Here is a 17,169-nt window from a genome sequence, read left to right as displayed (position 1 = left end):
CTGACGTCAGGGGAGCAAGCTCCCCATCAGTCCGCTCGACTTGCATGTATTAGGCACGCCGCCAGCGTTCGTCCTGAGCCAGGATCAAACTCTCCATAGAAAGTTTGATGTCTCTGACATCATTTAATTCATTCATTGACGGGATAATTTGTCATTATCCCACGTTTCGCTTGGCTTTTTGTTTAGTTTTCAAAGGTCACTGTCTTTCGTTTAGCGCTTGGCTTGTTTCCGAAGCGACTTGATTATCATACCATTTTCCGTTAACTTCCGTCAAGCTTTTTCTTAATCTTTCTTAAGAAGAATTTGATGATTATGTTATCACTGGAAAATGTTTGTTGCCTTGTCTTGAGCAACGAATATAAATATACCATGCGACTCACATGGAAACAAGAAGTTTTTAATAAATATTTTAAAATAATTTTACAGTCTTAATAAAATGGCTAATCGACTTTGGAATCAATAAACAGGGAAGTGGCATCAGAGAGTTTAAAAAGTTCGTTGGATGTTAACATGCGTAGAATAGGGCGGGTAGGTTCATTACTCTGTAAAAATACTATTACCCCTTCTTCCCCATTTGTTAAACGTACTTTTTCTCCAATTTTTAAATTAATCAACAGTGATTTTATTTTATCGATTACTAAAGGATCCAAAAGGCCGAAACATTCTTTACCTATGATCTCCAAAACCTTATATGGCGGCTGCCTCTTTTGATAGGGACGTTCGCATGTCATTGCATGGTACATGTCTGCTGCTGCAATAATTTTTGCAAACTGGTGGATACGGTCTCCTTTTATTTTGTTCGGGTATCCGCTGCCGTTTTCCCGTTCATGATGCTGAAGGACTCCTAGACGGGCCTGTTCAGAAACTCCCGTAACTCCTTCCAGCATGGAAAAACCATATCGTGGATGATCGTGTATTTCTTTAAACTGACCTTTCATGAGATTCTTATTTAACAGAATAGTGGAAGATACTTTTGACATTCCGCAATCAGCCATTAAAGCGCTGATCCCCAGCTGTACCAGATCTTTTTCCTGCAGATCAAGCCGTTCTCCTATCATATAACTGAGAACAGCCCTTGCTATGGCATGATGATAGTTGTAGTCAGTTACTGTGGACTGACGATGTAAGTGCAGCAGAATTTCAGGTTCAGGTTTTTCGGAAATGATTTTTAATAGAAGCTGCCGAATTCCATATGCGTCTATTTTTGTCCCACCCTGCCATTTTACAAAGAGCTTCTTATAATCTGCTACTGCTTCTTTGTAATTAATAATAAAATTGGCAGAGGGCTGAACACTCTCTTTATGATTATGAGTTGAATCTGCTTCTGTAATTATTTCAGAAGGAGAAAATATCCTTCCATCTGTCAGCTTCGCTTCTACAGGGACATCCTGAATAAAAAAGAGTTTCAGGGTAGTAATGTGCTTCTCAGTAATCGTTGTATTCTTTTTTATAAGAGGGCTGGTCCCCTTTTTATAGACGTCTTCTGAAATAATGCATCCCGGAACCAAATCGTTTATTTTTACTCTCATCTGAATACTCCCCTTGTTCTTACATACCTATAATTCCATATGAAAACGAAGCAATAGTCAATCGGACTATCTTTCCTTTTGATACGGCTCTGTATCTGCTTTTGCCTGAACTATCTATAACGCTTTTAAATATGAGAGGACAACAGGTACCTCCTATATAAACAAACGCCCCGCCGGATCCCAGCAGGGCGTTTAAGTACATTATTCTTCTGTGTCACTTTCAGAATCGGCCGTCTCATTTGCCGGCGGTTCTTCTTGTGTTTCTTCTTCTGCTTCTTCCGGTGCACCTTCTCCGTCCACATCTTCATCGATTTCTTCATCCTCGATGTTAACGAGGGCGACAGTGGATACGTGTTCTTCGTCTCCTACACGGATAAGTCGGACACCTTGAGTGTTCCGGCTTGTCTGGGAGATTTCGTTTACGTGCATACGGATGATAACACCTGAAGTTGTAATAATCATCAGATCATCGTCGTCGGAAACGACTTTAAGAGAAACAAGGTCACCGTTTTTGTCAGTGATATTGCATGTTTTAATCCCTTTACCGCCACGGGTCTGGACGCGGTATTCTTCAATAGTGGTACGCTTTCCGAATCCTTTTTCCGTAACAATAAGAACATCCTGGTCTTCATGGATGATATCCATCCCGACTACTTCATCGTCGTTTTGGAGAGTCACTCCTTTAACACCGGCTGCTGTTCTTCCCATAAGGCGGACATCTGATTCGTGGAATCGGATGGACATCCCTTTCTTCGTCCCTGCAATCATTTCCTGTTCTCCGTCGGTCAGACGCACGCCGTGAAGTTCATCTTCATCACGAAGATTGATAGCAAATAACCCTACTTTACGAATATTGGCGAACGCACTTAAGACTGATCGTTTCGTTACACCGTGTTTGGTCATAAAGAACAGGTACTTGTCATCTTCAAATTCTTCAATCGGGATGACAGTACTGATGTACTCATCCTGGTCAATCTGCAGAAGATTAATGATTGGAATTCCTTTTGCCATCCGGCCAAGGTCAGGGATTTCATACCCTTTCAAGCGGTACACTTTTCCTTTGTTTGTAAAGAATAAGAGTACGTTATGGGAATTTGTAATAAACAGATGCTGTACAAAGTCATCCGTATGCGTTCCCATTGCCTGAATACCTCGCCCTCCCCGCTTCTGACTTCGGTAGGTGGATACAGGCATACGCTTGATATAACCATTGTGACTCAGGGTAATAACAACATTTTGACGCGGAATAAGGTCTTCGTCTTCAAAGCTGTCTTCACCCAGTGTAATGACTGTCCGCCGGTCGTCACCGTAGCGGTCTTTAATATCAGTAAGCTCTTCGCGGATAATTTCAAGGACCTTTTCATTATCAGCCAAAATGGCTTTTAATTCCTGAATGCGTGCAAGAAGATCCTGGTACTCGGCTTCAATCTTGTCACGCTCGAGACCGGTAAGACGCTGCAAACGCATATCGAGGATGGCTTGAGCCTGCTCGTAGCTAAGCTCAAAGTTTTCCATCAGGCCGTTACGGGCAATATCTGTTGTCTGGGAGCCGCGGATAAGTGCGATGATTTCATCAATATGATCAAGTGCAATACGCAAGCCTTCGAGAATGTGAGCCCGTGCTTCTGCTTTTTTCAGTTCAAACGCTGTTCTTCTCCGGATAACTTCGATCTGGTGATCGATATAGTGGGAAAGAACAGAACGAAGGTCAAGGACTTTCGGCTGCCCGTTTACGAGAGCCAGCGTATTAATACCAAAGCTTGTCTGAAGAGCGGTTTGTTTGTAAAGGTTGTTCAACAGCACGTTGGCATTTGCATCTTTACGAAGCTCGATGACAATTCTCATCCCTGTACGGTCTGATTCGTCACGAAGATCTGTGATGCCGTCAATCTTTTTATCCCGCACAAGCTCGGCAATTTTTTCAATCAGTCTTGCTTTGTTTACCTGATACGGAAGCTCCGTCACAATGATGCGCGGCTTGCCTTTAATTTCATCAATTTCAGCTTTCGCACGAATGATAATCGAACCTTTACCAGTTTCATAAGCTTTACGAATGCCGGAAATTCCGACGATTTCTGCAGCTGTTGGAAAGTCTGGTCCCGGAATGTATTCCATGAGATCCTGGTTCGTAAGATCACGGTCCTTACTCAGGGCAAGAACACCGTCGATGACTTCATTCAGGTTATGAGGTGGAATATTAGTAGCCATTCCTACAGCAATCCCTGATGCTCCGTTAACTAAAAGGTTTGGAAATCTCGCTGGAAGGACGATCGGTTCGCGCTCGCTTCCATCATAGTTATCCTGATAATCGATTGTATCCTTATTGATATCCCGGACGACCTCCATGGATATTTTTGCAAGTTTTGCTTCAGTGTAACGCATCGCTGCAGCTGCATCTCCGTCCACAGAACCGAAGTTCCCGTGTCCGTCAACGAGCATGTAACGATAGCTGAAGTCCTGCGCCATCCGTACCATCGTTTCATAAACGGCAGAGTCACCGTGCGGGTGATACTTACCGATTACTTCCCCGACGATACGTGCGGATTTTTTATAGGCTTTATCCGGTGTCATGCCGAGTTCGTTCATGGCATACAAAATACGGCGGTGTACGGGCTTTAATCCGTCTCGTACATCCGGCAGTGCACGGCTGACGATAACACTCATGGCATAGTCCATGAAGGACGTCTTCATTTCCTGACTAATATTTATTTCTTTTACTCTGGATTGGTCTTGCTCAGACATTGCGCTTACCTCCGTTTTCTCTTAAGTCAAACGGGTCGGTATGATCCGTTCAGCTGTTCATTTCACATGAACATGTTAGCCTCTGTATTTAAAGACAGAAGCCCATGCAGGTGAAGGTTCACACTGCATGGCCACTGTATCTCTTTTATACATCAAGATTTTTCACGTAGTGGGCATTTTCCTGGATAAAGTCCCGACGTGGTTCTACCCGGTCTCCCATTAACATTTCGAAGACCTGATCAGCCAGCATCGCGTCTTCCATCGTCACTTGAAGTACTGTCCGGTTCGATGGATCCATTGTTGTTTCCCAAAGCTGAGTAGGGTTCATCTCCCCTAAACCTTTGTACCGCTGCAGACCTGGTTTTGGACTATCCGGAATTTCCGACAAAATCCTCTCCATTTCTTTCTCGTTATAGGCGTAGTGCACAACTTTCCCCTGTTGAATCTTGTATAGCGGCGGCTGTGCGATATAGATGTACCCTTCCTCAATCAACGGTCTCATATAACGGTACAGGAATGTAAGGAGAAGTGTCCTGATGTGGGCTCCATCAACATCCGCATCAGTCATGATGATGATTTTGTGATACCTTGCTTTTGTAATATCAAAGTCCTCGCCAATTCCAGTTCCAAGTGCAGTGATAATCGCCCGGACTTCATTGTTGGACAGGATTTTATCCAAACGTGCTTTCTCTACGTTAATGATTTTCCCCCGCAGCGGCAGGATTGCCTGGAAGTGACGGTCACGTCCTTGTTTAGCCGAACCACCGGCAGAGTCACCCTCTACGATATAAATCTCAGAAATAGACGCATCCTTGGAAGAGCAGTCTGCTAATTTCCCAGGCAATGAACTAACTTCAAGAGCTGACTTACGACGGGTCAGTTCACGGGCTTTTTTAGCCGCATCTCTTGCTCGGGAAGCAAGAATTCCTTTCTCCACAAGCTTACGTGCAACAGAAGGGTTCTCAGCCAGAAACTTGGATAAATGCTCTGTAAACAGAGAATCTGTAATCGTACGGGCTTCACTGTTTCCAAGCTTGGTCTTTGTCTGACCTTCGAATTGCGGATCCGGGATCTTTACGCTGATGATCCCCGTAAGTCCTTCACGGACGTCATCGCCCACAAGGTTTGGATCTGCTTCTTTAAACATATTGTTCCTGCGGGCGTAATCATTAATTACCCGGGTTAAAGCTGTTTTGAATCCGGACTCATGCGTCCCGCCTTCATGGGTATTGATATTATTGGCAAAAGAATAGAGGTTGCTCGCAAAGCCTTCGTTATACTGAATTGCGATTTCTATTGTCATGCCGTCTTTTTCGCCTTCCAAAAAGATCGGTGGCTCATGAATCGGTGCCTTTGTACGGTTTAAATGTTCTACGAATGAGGCAATACCGCCTTCATAGTAATACTCGGAACTTTTATCTTCTTCCCGCTCATCTGTAATAAAAATGCGCAGTCCTCTGTTCAGGAATGCAAGTTCACGCAGTCGGTTTGCAAGAATATCGTAGTCATACGTTTTCGTTTCAGTAAAAATTTCAGGGTCTGGTTCAAAACGGATAATCGTTCCCTGCTTTTCCGTATCGCCGATAACAGCAAGGTCTTCCTGAGGTACACCTTGTCTAAACTGCTGATAGTGAATCTTGCCTTCTTTATGAACTTCCACTTCCAGCACTGTTGAAAGGGCGTTTACTACAGAAGCCCCTACACCGTGCAGTCCCCCGGATACTTTGTATCCTCCGCCGCCAAATTTACCACCGGCATGGAGGACAGTCATAATAACCTCAACTGCAGGGCGGCCCATCTTCTCATGTATTCCAACCGGAATACCACGGCCGTTATCTTCAACTGTGATGCTGTTGTCTTCTCCGATCGTCACGCGGATCGTATCACAGTGCCCGCCCATCGCTTCGTCAATACTGTTGTCCACAATCTCCCACACTAAGTGGTGCAGACCGCGTACACTCGTGGAACCGATGTACATACCCGGGCGCTTTCTTACGGCTTCCAGGCCTTCTAATACTTGAATCTGACTTTCATCATAGGATTGCTGTTGATCAATGGTCACACTCTTCACCTACACTTCTTTGCAGTGGATGCACTGCATGGAATGATAATGTTAATAATGATTTCAATTAAACGATGAATCTTTATTTTCCGCTTTTTCGGTCTCATCTTCATCAAAGTCCACAGCCACGTTTGCACGCCGCTTCAGGGTGAGCGATGAAATTGGTGAAAGATAGACGCGTTCTACAGTTATAACAACTGACTTCACGAGATCCGGCGATATCTGTGTGATGTGGTCCTGTTCTTTCCCGTTAGTCAAAAAATCCTGGTTATCCTGCGACAATCCTCTGCTTTGATGATCAAGAATAGCCACTACATCTTTTGAACGAATCACCGTATCTCCGCCTAAATGGATAAACATATGAACCACCTCATTCTTTTCGCTTGACCGTTCCTTGTTCAACATAAAACAAACGGGCGTTCTGCAGCGTTTTGTGGTGTATACCGTCCACACTCGTTGTTGTTACAAACGTTTGTACTTTCCCCTGTATAGCATCGAGGAGATGGGATTGACGGTAATCATCCAGTTCAGATAATACGTCATCTAATAATAGAATCGGATATTCGCCGACTTTTTCATAGATTAATTCAATTTCTGCTAACTTCAGCGACAAAGCGGTTGTCCGCTGCTGCCCCTGAGAACCGTAGGTCTGTATGTCCCGGCCGTTAACAAAAAATTTCAAATCGTCCCGGTGAGGACCGATTAATGTTGTACCGCGAAACACTTCCCGGTCTCCCATATCATTAAACGCTTCTGTTAACTTACTTTTCATTGTCGACAAGTCCATGTCTTCTGATACGTCACATGTGGGAATATATCTAATCTCCAGCTTTTCAAGACCCCTGCTTATCTCAAAATGTATATCTTCGGCCCATTGCTGAAGTTTCTTTAAAAATGAAAAACGCTTCTGAATCACTTCTGCAGCAGACTCTGTCAACTGTTCAGTGATGACACTCAGCATTATATAATCCTCGTCTTTCCTGGATTTCTGCATGTTTTTCAATAACTGGTTCCGTTGTTTCAGTACTTTATGGTACCGGGCCAGATGGTAGAGATAGAGAGAGTGGATCTGTCCCATTTCCATATCAATAAAGCGCCGTCTTACCTGCGGACTCCCTTTTACCAGATTCAGATCCTCAGGAGCGAACATGACGATGTTGCACGTACCGATGTATTCACTGAGCCTGTTCTTTTCAAGGTGGTTAAGCTTCACTTTCTTTCCGCGCTGTGAAAATATCACTTCCATCTGAAGCGGGCCTGTCCTTTTTGTAAGTTTGCCTTGGATCTTTGCGAAGTCCTGGTCCCATCGTATAAGTTCTTTGTCCCGCGGTGTCCGGTGTGACTTAGCCATTGCAAGTACGTAGATGGCTTCCATCAAGTTTGTTTTACCCTGTGCGTTTTCCCCGATGATCACGTTCACTTCATTTTCAAAAGTCACGTGTACTTCCGGATAATTACGATAGTTTTTGACTGTCAGCTCGTCAATTTGCACGTTGAACCTCCTTGCCTGTCACAGGCAGGGAGCCGTTTATTCAAGAACAAACGCTTCGCCGCCTTCAAATCTAACAATGTCTCCAGGGTATAACTTTCGCCCTCGGCGGGTTTCTTCCTCATCATTGACGTAAACGATGTTTTCCTGCAGAAACCATTTGGCCATGCCGCCGGTATCAATGACCCCTGTCTCTTTTAACAACTGCCCAAGCGTCATGTATTCACCTTCGATTTTCACCGCTTCTTCCATCGATGGTCACTCACTTTCCGATTCCTGATATTTGCGCCTGATTATGTAAAAACGCAAATGGCCTCAAACTATATTGTACTAAAAGATGGACGATTTAGCCAACTTTCATTGTATGTTTAGTATAACCATTCGACATATTCCATGTAAAAACGACCTACTTACATGAATCCCTATCTATTTTACGTTGGTTCTCTTAAGCATGGAGGTTGATTTCCGCTCTCTTACGCTTCCGGATTCTGAGCATAGCCATCAAGATAAGGGATTGCACCAATTTATAAAGCTGTTGGTGTAGATGCAGCCGGAATGTCCTTCGCTTTCCGCGGAGGTGTCGGCGAGCCCCCACTTCCGCAGTAGTCTGTGGACATTTTGGCTACATCGACTCTCATTCACAAAATACGAAGGTTAACAAAAGTTAAAAATGAGAGCGTCCGTAGATTATCACCGACGATAATTCTTATTTATAGCAAAGAGGAGATTCTTCATGAAGAAACAGGATGTAAAAGTCTTGAGAACCCAAACAAAATACAATCTCATTTTTAAGTACACTAGGGCGGAAGGCGTCCGCCTGGAGCTGCTAAAATAATCCTAAGAGGCTCAGACAACAAATAAAATCAATTGCTGACTTCTTTTACTCCTTAATCACAAAGCTGAGGCCGGTTTATATACTTTACTAGCTTCCTTTCAAACGACAACGGGTTCAAAAGAGCGATTTTAAAAAGCTGCCGGGTCAGGCTACAGCCCGATCCGACAGCTTTATTACCTCTGGAATTAATACGTTCTTACAGGTGAAAAAAGGTGCAGCGTATAGTCATGATCCACAGGTTTTAATACAAACGGACTCATGGCCCCGGTGAAATCTACATGTATTTCAGAAGAATCGACAACCTTCAGAGCATCGATGAGGTTTTTCCCGTTAAAGGAAATGCGGAGCTCTTCCCCAGTAAGCTCAATCGCTTGCAGATCTTCCGTTACTTTTCCAACTTCAGGAGTTACAGAAGTAATCTCAATCTGTCCGTTATCCATTGTTTTCAGATTCACGACATTGTTCTTACCGTCTCTTGAAAGAAGCAATGAACGCTCGATCGCCTGAAGAAGAACTTTAGTATCCAGCTTCAGTCCTGTTTTAGACGTTGTCGGAATCATGTTCTCTGTTGCGGGATAATTGCCGTCAAGAAGCCGTGAGAAGAACAAGATGTTCTCAGCTTTAAACAAAATCTGATTTTCTGTGACGATAATATCGATCCATTCTTCAGAGTCGTCGAGAATCTTACTTAGTTCACCCAGGCTGCGCCCAGGGATAATCACATTTGAAAATTCAAGATCATCAGTATTGGTCTCCACTTTCGCTTTTCTCATTGCGAGACGGTGGCTGTCTGTTGATGTACAAATCAGTTCTCCGTCTTCAATCTTCCAGTGAACACCTGTGAGCACCGGTCTTGTTTCTACAGTGGAAACAGCAAAGCCAGTCTGGCGAATGATATTTTTCAGGAGATCTGTCGGCAGCTTAAACACACTGTCCTCTTCAATTTGAGGAAGGCGTGGATATTCTTCCGGATCGAGTCCATTAAGGTTAAAAACCGAAGAACCTGATTTCAGTGTTGTTGCGAACTGGTCCTGCACAGTCACTTCAATCTTGTTTTCAGGAAGTTTTTTTACAATATCCGCGAATACTTTTGCCTGAAGAACAATGCTTCCTTCTTCCTCAATTTCCACGTATTCGTTTTCTTCATCCTCTTTTGGAATAAAGCATTCAATAGAAATGTCAGAGTCACTTCCTGTCAGTGTGACGCCTTCTTCTGACGCATCAATTTTGATACCTGTAAGAATTGGAATCGTCGTTCTCGATGAAATGGCTTTTGATACGTGTTGTACGCTTTGCACAAATTGTTCCCGTTGAATAGTAAATTTCATGGTTTTCCCCTCTTTTCATTTCGGTTGAATCTTTATTTATCTCAGTCGGTTTTATTATTTATTTTTAAGAATAAAAGAACGTAGTAATCGTAATAGGCGCTGTGTAAATGTGGATAAGTGAGAAAAAACCCAGAAGGGACAAGTTATCCACTTGTGGACAAGCTGTTGATAAACCTGTACCGGTTATTCACACTGTGCACAGAAGCAATCAGCCTGATTTTAGTTGATCAGTAATGTTTTGCACCTGCTTTTGCAGTTCCTGATCACTCGTCAGAAGCCTTGAGATTTTTTCGTGTGCGTGAATGACAGTTGTGTGATCACGTCCTCCGAATTCCCCGCCGATTTTCGGCAGTGAATTATCCGTCAGTTCTCTTGAGAGATACATGGCGATCTGTCTTGGAAATGCGACAGTCTTTGTACGTTTTTTCGCTTTCATTTCTTCTACACGCACGTTGAAGTTTTCTGCTACTGCACGCTGCACATCTGTAATAGTAATTGTTTTTGGCTTGGAGTTCGGAATAATATCCTTTAATGCAACAGCTGCAAGATCGGCATTCATGTCCTGGTTAATAAGGGAAGAATAGGCAACAACACGGATTAGTGCCCCTTCAAGTTCACGGATGTTCGTATCAATTTGATTGGCAATATAAAGCATGACTTCATTAGGAATATCAAGATTTTCCGCTTTCGCTTTTTTACGAAGTATGGCAATCCTGGTCTCCAGATCCGGTGGCGTGATATCTGTAATCAGCCCCCACTCAAATCGCGAACGAAGTCTGTCTTCGAGTGTCGGAATTTCTTTTGGGGGCCTGTCACTGGAAATAACAATCTGCTTCCGTTCCTCGTGCAGTGCATTGAATGTATGGAAAAACTCCTCTTGAGTCTGTTCTTTTCCTGCAAGGAACTGAATATCATCTATTAAAAGCACGTCCACATTTCGATATTTATTGCGGAAGTTGACGGCTTTATTATCACGGATGGAATTAATAAATTCGTTTGTAAATTTTTCCGAACTTAAATAAACCACCTTTGCATCAGGATTATGATCAATTACATAATGGCCGATCGCATGCATTAAGTGGGTTTTCCCGAGTCCGACCCCACCATAAATGAAAAGTGGGTTATAAGCTTTGGCCGGAGCTTCCGCCACTGCAAGGGAGGCAGCGTGTGCAAAGCGGTTGCCGCTGCCGATGACAAATGTATCGAAAGTATATTTAGGATTCAGCATATGCTTTGGTGTTTCATTATCATCTTTCACAGCAGGTTTTTTCGGCTGCTTCATCTTCTCTATCAGATCCAGATTTTCTTCCTGCTCGTCTTTTGGAATTACAAAACGGACATGAAGCTCTGCTCCTGTCAATTCCTGCAGTGTTTCTGAGATCAATCCGGAATACCGGTTTTCAAGCCAGTCCCTGGCAAACTCATTTGGTGCCACTATTGTCATTGTATCCTGGTCAATGGCTTCAGCTTTTGTTGATTTAAGCCACGTTTCAAAGCTCGGTTTGCTGACTTTCTCTTCAATATTTTTGAGGGCCTGTTCCCAAAGATCACTTAAATTCTCCAACCGTCTACCTCCTTCAACTTACATTCTGTTCCACAACAGATGAGCCGACCACTTTATTAGAAAGTCAGCTTGTATAACAATTGTATAACGCTAGAAATAATGTTGAATATATATTAATGGGTATACAATGTGGAAAAACAGTATTATAGTAGAAACTCAGAAATACACGTTGTGCACACCTGTGTGGATAAAACAATCAAGATGCCGTGTATAACTATCCACAAAGTTGTACACAGCTGTGGATAGTTATCATTTTAACACAGGTTCTCCACTGAAAAAACAAGAATATATTATCAAAAAAGAAGAACGCTCTCAATAAGTTTCGCGAGTTATCCACAAAGTTCCACGGGTTGTGTTTTTCTTTTTTCCACAACACAAGATCATGTGTAAAACTTGTCGAAAGGCCTGTGTGGAAAACGAAAATAATGTAGAAAGTTGTCCACAGCATATTTTTTGCCCGTACTGTACAATGCATTTATTAAAAGAACTCTTGAAAGACTTTGCGTTTAAAGCGGTGTTGATTTCTGCTTTCTTTAATGTGGATGATTGGCGATCCGCAAGGGTCATACAAGGGGATGAAAAGTGTGGGGAGGCTGCAACGACATTTTTTAGAAAAGGCGTTGATTGGAGTGAATGCGCGAAACTCCTGGGGGAAAAGCGAGTTCCGGGAGACCCCGGAAGCGCAAGGGACTGAGGATCGAGCCGCCCGCAGAACGTGCAATGAGCGCAAAACAACATCTAACTTTAAGAGCCTGTTTTAAGAAAATGGACTTCATTTTGAGTGTCCTCTTCTTTCTCTCGGCGACTGAAGTTATGCCCACGGAAAGCGTCCGCCTGTAGCAGAATGTACCTTTATAAGAGCAATAACCTTTACGAAAAGCGTTTAATAAAGATCAATGGAGTATAAAAAATTCAGGAGAAAGAAATTTGACTGGATCCCAGGGGAAAATGAACTGTTTTTTAAAAAGGAAGATTCTGTTCAGGAAATAACCTTGACATTCAGCCCGGGAATTTTTATACTTTACAAGACTGTTTATATGGATATTTCCCAGGAGGTGTAAATAGATGGGTAAACCAACTTTCAATCCCAACAACCGTAAGCGTAAAAAAGTACACGGTTTTCGTAATCGCATGAGTACGAAAAACGGCCGTAGAGTATTGGCGAATCGTCGCCGTAAAGGAAGAAAAGTACTATCTGCTTAAAAAAGGCCACTGACCGCTCAGTGGTCTTTTTTTCCTTATCGAGTTAGCGACGGGGGATCAATGACATCAGTGTGGTCGGTAATGAGGGGAACAATGGGGCTGAACGCTCTTTGTTCCCATCTTTCATGTGTGCACCTGATTAAAACCCGGCCTTACGTTGTCTGGTTTTTCATGCGTGCATTAGATATAATGAAATTTGAGTGTCATTCGGGCTCTTTTCAAGTTAAAATTAAAATGCCCGGCTGAACAAAGGTGGACATCCCCATGAAAAAGCGCTATCGGCTGAAAAAAAATCAGGACTTTCAACTCGTTTTCAAAGGCGGCTTCTCTGTAGCCAACCGCCAGTTTGTTGTTTATCAGAAAAAGACACAGGAAAATGACCATTTTCGTGTCGGGCTGTCTGTGAGCAAAAAAGTAGGCAATGCGGTAACGAGAAACAGAGTGAAACGTCTGATTCGTGAAGTGATCCGTGAAGTTGAACCGCAGATGAAAAAGCAGCAGGATTATGTGATTATCGCCAGAAAGCCGACAGCAGAAATGAATTTTCATGAAGTCCGTAAAAGCCTGCTTCATGTCCTGAAGCGTGGAAAGATTATTAAACCCGCAGGCGGCAGAAGCGTGAAGTGAGGTCATGAAATATGAAATGGCTGTTTATTGGCCTGATCCGATTTTACCAGAAGTACATTTCCCGGTTTACACCGCCCACCTGCCGATTTTATCCAACATGTTCCCAATACGGAATTGAAGCGTATCAACGGTTTGGGGCGCTAAAAGGGACATGGCTGACGGTTAAAAGAATAGTGAAATGTCAACCCTTTCATCCAGGAGGGATTGAACCCGTTCCTGAAAAAAAAGACAAATCATCCGTGTGATAATGATATAGATATTTTTATGCTTCAATGAAAGCAAGGGAGGATCCATCGTGTTAAGAAAATTTGGATTAGTGTCAGTCTTACTCTTTTTAATGGTCATTATGACGGGCTGTTTTAACATTAATGAGCCGATCAACAGTACAAACGGCGGCATCTGGGACAGCTATTTTGTTTATCCTTTGTCCTGGTTGATGATTACGATTGCTGAAGCATTAGGAAACAGCTATGGTTTTGCGATTATTATCGTAACGATTTTACTTCGTATACTTATTTTACCGCTTATGATCAAGCAGACGAAGAGTACGAAGGCAATGCAGGCACTTCAGCCTGATATGGCAGCTCTTCGTGAAAAATACAGTGCAAAAGATCAGCAGACGCAACAGAAATTGCAGCAGGAAATGATGCAGTTGTTCCAGAAACATGGAGTAAACCCACTTGCAGGGTGTTTCCCGATTCTGATTCAAATGCCGATTCTGATTGCCTTTTACCACGCGATCATGCGTACACCTCAGATTAACCCGGGAGTCGACCCTTCCTATACAGGTGATCCTCAGCAGTTCCTGTGGTTTGAACTTGGTATGGCAGATCCGTATTTCATCCTTCCGCTGATTGCGGGTGCAACAACATTTATTCAGCAGAAGATGATGATGGTAACAGACAACCCGCAAATGAAAATGCTTATGTATATCATGCCGGTCATGATCATGGCATTCGCCGCGTTTTTCCCGGCTGCACTTGCCCTTTACTGGGTTATCGGTAACATCTTTATGATTGTTCAGACATATTTCATTACAGGTCCGAATGTTGGAAAAGATAAGAATGCTGAGCCGAACACAGGGGGAGCGAAGAAATAGTGAAAAAAGTGACTGTTTCAGGTAAAACTGTTGATGAAGCGATCGAGCTGGCCATTGAAAAGCTAGGGGTAAGCCGCGAACAGGCTGATATTCGTATTATTGAAGAAGCTCAAAAGGGTTTTTTAGGCATCATCGGAGGCAAACCAGCTGTTGTTGAAGCAGCTGTGAAGCCGGATCCGTTAAAAGAAGCCCTGACGTTTTTGCGTGAAACCATCGATAAGATGGGAGTTACGGCAAGTGTTTCCCACGAAGTGAACAAGGATACGGTCTCCTTTAATATTGAAGGGGAGGAAATCGGGATCCTCATCGGGAAAAGAGGCCAGACGCTCGATTCTCTTCAGTATCTTGTTAATCTTGTAGCGAACAAAAATTCAGAGCAGTATTTAAGAATCGTACTTGATGCAGAAGGATACCGTGAGCGCCGCAGGGAATCTCTTGAGAAGCTCGCACTCCGTCTCGGAGACAAGGCATTAAGGACCGGGCAGGAGGTCCGTCTTGAGCCAATGAACGCCCTTGAGAGAAAGATCATTCATACGACGCTTCAGAATGTAAAGGGCGTAGGCACGTATTCGGATGGAAAAGAGCCGAACCGCCGTATCGTTGTTACACCTAAATAATCAACCAGTCACCTGAGAATTCACTTTTAAACGGAAACCCGCTGCATGTGTGCAGCGGGTTTTTTTATTGATGTTGACCCAAAAGGTTGATTTTTACCTTTTGGGTCAATATCGAGGCAATGAGCGGAGTCATTGCCAATCTACTGTGACCTTTTGAGACACCCTTTATAGGTCGGGTGGATGCGCAATTTGTCGTAATATGACTAATTCTCTTTAAATCGCCGAAAGTTCTGCAAAAATGCTTCTGAAGTCTGCAAAAACGGACCGAAGTTCCTCATAATATCACCGAAAGTCTGCATAAACAGGCTGAAGTTCTCCTTAACCAATTCTTCCTGAATCCTTATTCGAAGAAACCCTCTCCACCTGGATCCATTTTTGCTTTAACGCCCTTGATTTTGTATCGCAAAATCTAAAAATGTGGATAGCGGAGCGAAGGACAGTTACCCACATGTGGAAACGGTTATATTGACTTATTTTCGTCCAAGCTGATAAGGGATACTGTGGATAAAAACATCTTTTTCATTTACCTGCTGCCCGGACAGCACTTCAGTTTCCTTTATTGTCCTTTTGTTAAAAAGGCTATTGTGGTATTCTAATATTTTGGATACAGTTTTTTATTTACCCCATTAACAATAAATGATCGAATAAATGAATGAAGCGAAAGAGAGGTGAAGGGGAATGGAACTGGATACAATCGCAGCGATTTCAACACCGATGGGAGAAGGAGCGATCGGGATTGTAAGAATCAGCGGAGATGATGCGATCGCCATTGCAGACCGCCTGTATAAAGGGAGACGTACCCTCACTGAAGCAGACACCCATACCATTAACTACGGACATATTGTTGATCCGAAAACAGAAGAAACAATCGAGGAAGTTATGATCAGTGTGATGCATGCGCCGAGGACTTTCACAAAAGAAAACCTGGTTGAGATTAACTGTCACGGGGGACTTGTTTCTGTAAACCGTGTTTTGCAGATGGCTTTAAATGAAGGAGCGAGACTTGCAGAGCCTGGTGAGTTTACAAAGCGTGCCTTTCTAAACGGCCGCATAGACTTGTCTCAGGCAGAAGGAGTCATGGACTTGATCCGTGCGAAAACGGACCGTGCCATGAATGTGGCCATGAGTCAGGTAGAGGGACGGTTGTCGAGCAGGATTCAAAAGCTCAGACAGGAACTTTTAGAAACGGTTGCTCATGTAGAAGTGAACATTGATTATCCCGAATACGACGCAGAAGAGATGACTCTGGATATCTTAAAGGAGAAAGCAGGGTATGTAAGAGATGAGATCAATTATTTACTGCAGACCGCCCAGCAGGGAAAAATTCTTCGTGAAGGTCTGTCCACGGTTATTATCGGCAGGCCAAACGTAGGGAAGTCATCTTTGTTAAACAGTCTTGTTCATGAAAACAAAGCGATTGTAACTGATATCCCCGGAACGACGCGTGACGTTATTGAGGAATATGTGAATGTTCGCGGCGTGCCTCTTCGCCTGCTTGATACTGCAGGAATCAGGGAAACAGAAGATGTAGTAGAGAAAATCGGAGTTGAAAGATCAAGGAAGCTTGTAAGTGAAGCCGAACTCGTTCTTTTGGTCCTGAACAATAATGAATCGCTCACGGAAGAAGACGAGAAGCTCCTCACAATCAGTGAAGGCAGGGACTCAATCATCATCGTTAACAAGACGGATCTTGAGTCAAAGCTTGATATGGAACGGGTGAGGGAACTGGCAGGGAGCCGCACCGTTCTTACAACCTCCCTTTTGAAAGATGAAGGCATTGATGAGCTTGAAGAAGCAATCAAGGAGCTCTTTTTTGAAGGAGACCTTGATTCAGGTGATATGACATACGTGTCGAACTCCCGTCACATCGCTCTGTTAAATCAGGCGAGCAGGACGATTGACGATGCCCTGTCATCTGTAGATGCAGGTATGCCGGTAGATATGGTTCAAATCGATATTACAAAAGCATGGGAACTGCTTGGTGAAGTGATTGGTGACAGCGTGAATGAAAGCTTGATTGATCAATTGTTCTCCCAGTTCTGTTTAGGAAAATAAATGTACGTGTACGAAAGTT

14 protein-coding genes and 1 rRNA gene are annotated in these 17,169 nt (G+C 43.4%); 6 read left to right on the top strand and 9 right to left on the bottom strand.

What is annotated here, in order from left to right:
- The 9 genes from EBO34_RS15250 to dnaA form a co-directional block, all read right to left on the bottom strand.
- A 16S ribosomal RNA gene (locus EBO34_RS15250) occupies positions 1–100 on the bottom strand; the annotation flags it as partial.
- A gap of 340 nt (positions 101–440) precedes the next feature.
- The gene (locus tag EBO34_RS15245) at positions 441–1,529 is read right to left on the bottom strand and encodes an HD-GYP domain-containing protein (RefSeq protein ID WP_122900040.1); all 1,089 of its coding nucleotides are present in this window, start codon (positions 1,527–1,529) and stop codon (positions 441–443) included.
- Positions 1,530–1,730: 201 nt separating this feature from the next.
- Positions 1,731–4,271 (bottom strand): DNA gyrase subunit A, encoded by a 2,541-nt coding sequence (gene gyrA / locus EBO34_RS15240; protein WP_122900038.1) that lies wholly within the window; start codon positions 4,269–4,271, stop codon positions 1,731–1,733.
- Positions 4,272–4,416: 145 nt separating this feature from the next.
- Complete coding sequence (gene gyrB / locus EBO34_RS15235; protein WP_183163904.1) at positions 4,417–6,327, bottom strand: DNA topoisomerase (ATP-hydrolyzing) subunit B; 1,911 nt, start codon at positions 6,325–6,327, stop codon at positions 4,417–4,419.
- Between the two features lie 69 nt (positions 6,328–6,396).
- Complete coding sequence (remB, locus tag EBO34_RS15230) at positions 6,397–6,693, bottom strand: extracellular matrix regulator RemB (protein ID WP_122900034.1); 297 nt, start codon at positions 6,691–6,693, stop codon at positions 6,397–6,399.
- 10 nt (positions 6,694–6,703) lie between these two features.
- Positions 6,704–7,825, bottom strand: a complete 1,122-nt coding sequence (recF, locus tag EBO34_RS15225; protein ID WP_122900032.1) for a DNA replication/repair protein RecF — start codon at positions 7,823–7,825, stop codon at positions 6,704–6,706.
- Between the two features lie 36 nt (positions 7,826–7,861).
- On the bottom strand, positions 7,862–8,074 hold the full coding sequence (gene yaaA / locus EBO34_RS15220; RefSeq protein WP_122900030.1) for a S4 domain-containing protein YaaA: 213 nt from the start codon (positions 8,072–8,074) through the stop codon (positions 7,862–7,864).
- A gap of 768 nt (positions 8,075–8,842) precedes the next feature.
- Entirely contained in the window at positions 8,843–9,985 is a 1,143-nt protein-coding gene (gene dnaN, locus EBO34_RS15215; RefSeq protein WP_122900027.1) for a DNA polymerase III subunit beta, read from the bottom strand.
- Between the two features lie 208 nt (positions 9,986–10,193).
- Positions 10,194–11,549, bottom strand: coding sequence for a chromosomal replication initiator protein DnaA (dnaA, locus tag EBO34_RS15210; protein WP_122900025.1), 1,356 nt, complete (start codon positions 11,547–11,549; stop codon positions 10,194–10,196).
- Positions 11,550–12,614: 1,065 nt separating this feature from the next.
- Here dnaA and rpmH point away from each other — a divergent pair.
- The 6 genes from rpmH to mnmE all read left to right on the top strand — a co-directional run bounded on the left by rpmH (position 12,615) and on the right by mnmE (position 17,150).
- Positions 12,615–12,752 (top strand): 50S ribosomal protein L34, encoded by a 138-nt coding sequence (gene rpmH, locus EBO34_RS15200; RefSeq protein WP_026691795.1) that lies wholly within the window; start codon positions 12,615–12,617, stop codon positions 12,750–12,752.
- A 264-nt stretch (positions 12,753–13,016) separates the two neighbouring features.
- Positions 13,017–13,379 carry a ribonuclease P protein component gene (rnpA, locus tag EBO34_RS15195; RefSeq protein WP_122900021.1) on the top strand — a complete coding sequence of 121 codons (363 nt, stop codon included), beginning with the start codon at positions 13,017–13,019 and terminating at the stop codon, positions 13,377–13,379.
- 11 nt (positions 13,380–13,390) lie between these two features.
- Positions 13,391–13,624 carry a membrane protein insertion efficiency factor YidD gene (yidD, locus tag EBO34_RS15190; protein ID WP_122900019.1) on the top strand — a complete coding sequence of 78 codons (234 nt, stop codon included), beginning with the start codon at positions 13,391–13,393 and terminating at the stop codon, positions 13,622–13,624.
- Between the two features lie 50 nt (positions 13,625–13,674).
- Entirely contained in the window at positions 13,675–14,478 is an 804-nt protein-coding gene (gene spoIIIJ, locus EBO34_RS15185; RefSeq protein WP_122900017.1) for a YidC family membrane integrase SpoIIIJ, read from the top strand.
- Positions 14,478–15,095 (top strand): RNA-binding cell elongation regulator Jag/EloR, encoded by a 618-nt coding sequence (jag, locus tag EBO34_RS15180; protein WP_122900015.1) that lies wholly within the window; start codon positions 14,478–14,480, stop codon positions 15,093–15,095. Before spoIIIJ ends, jag begins: the two co-directional genes overlap by 1 nt.
- A 678-nt stretch (positions 15,096–15,773) precedes the next feature.
- Positions 15,774–17,150: a tRNA uridine-5-carboxymethylaminomethyl(34) synthesis GTPase MnmE gene (gene mnmE, locus EBO34_RS15175; protein ID WP_122900013.1), complete on the top strand. Its 1,377-nt coding sequence runs from the start codon at positions 15,774–15,776 to the stop codon at positions 17,148–17,150.
- Positions 17,151–17,169 lie beyond the last annotated feature (19 nt).

Origin of the sequence: Alteribacter keqinensis (assembly GCF_003710255.1) — a bacterium.
Classification (GTDB): Bacteria; Bacillota; Bacilli; order Bacillales; family Salisediminibacteriaceae; genus Alteribacter; species Alteribacter keqinensis.
This window is presented reverse-complemented; position numbering and strand designations above follow the sequence as displayed.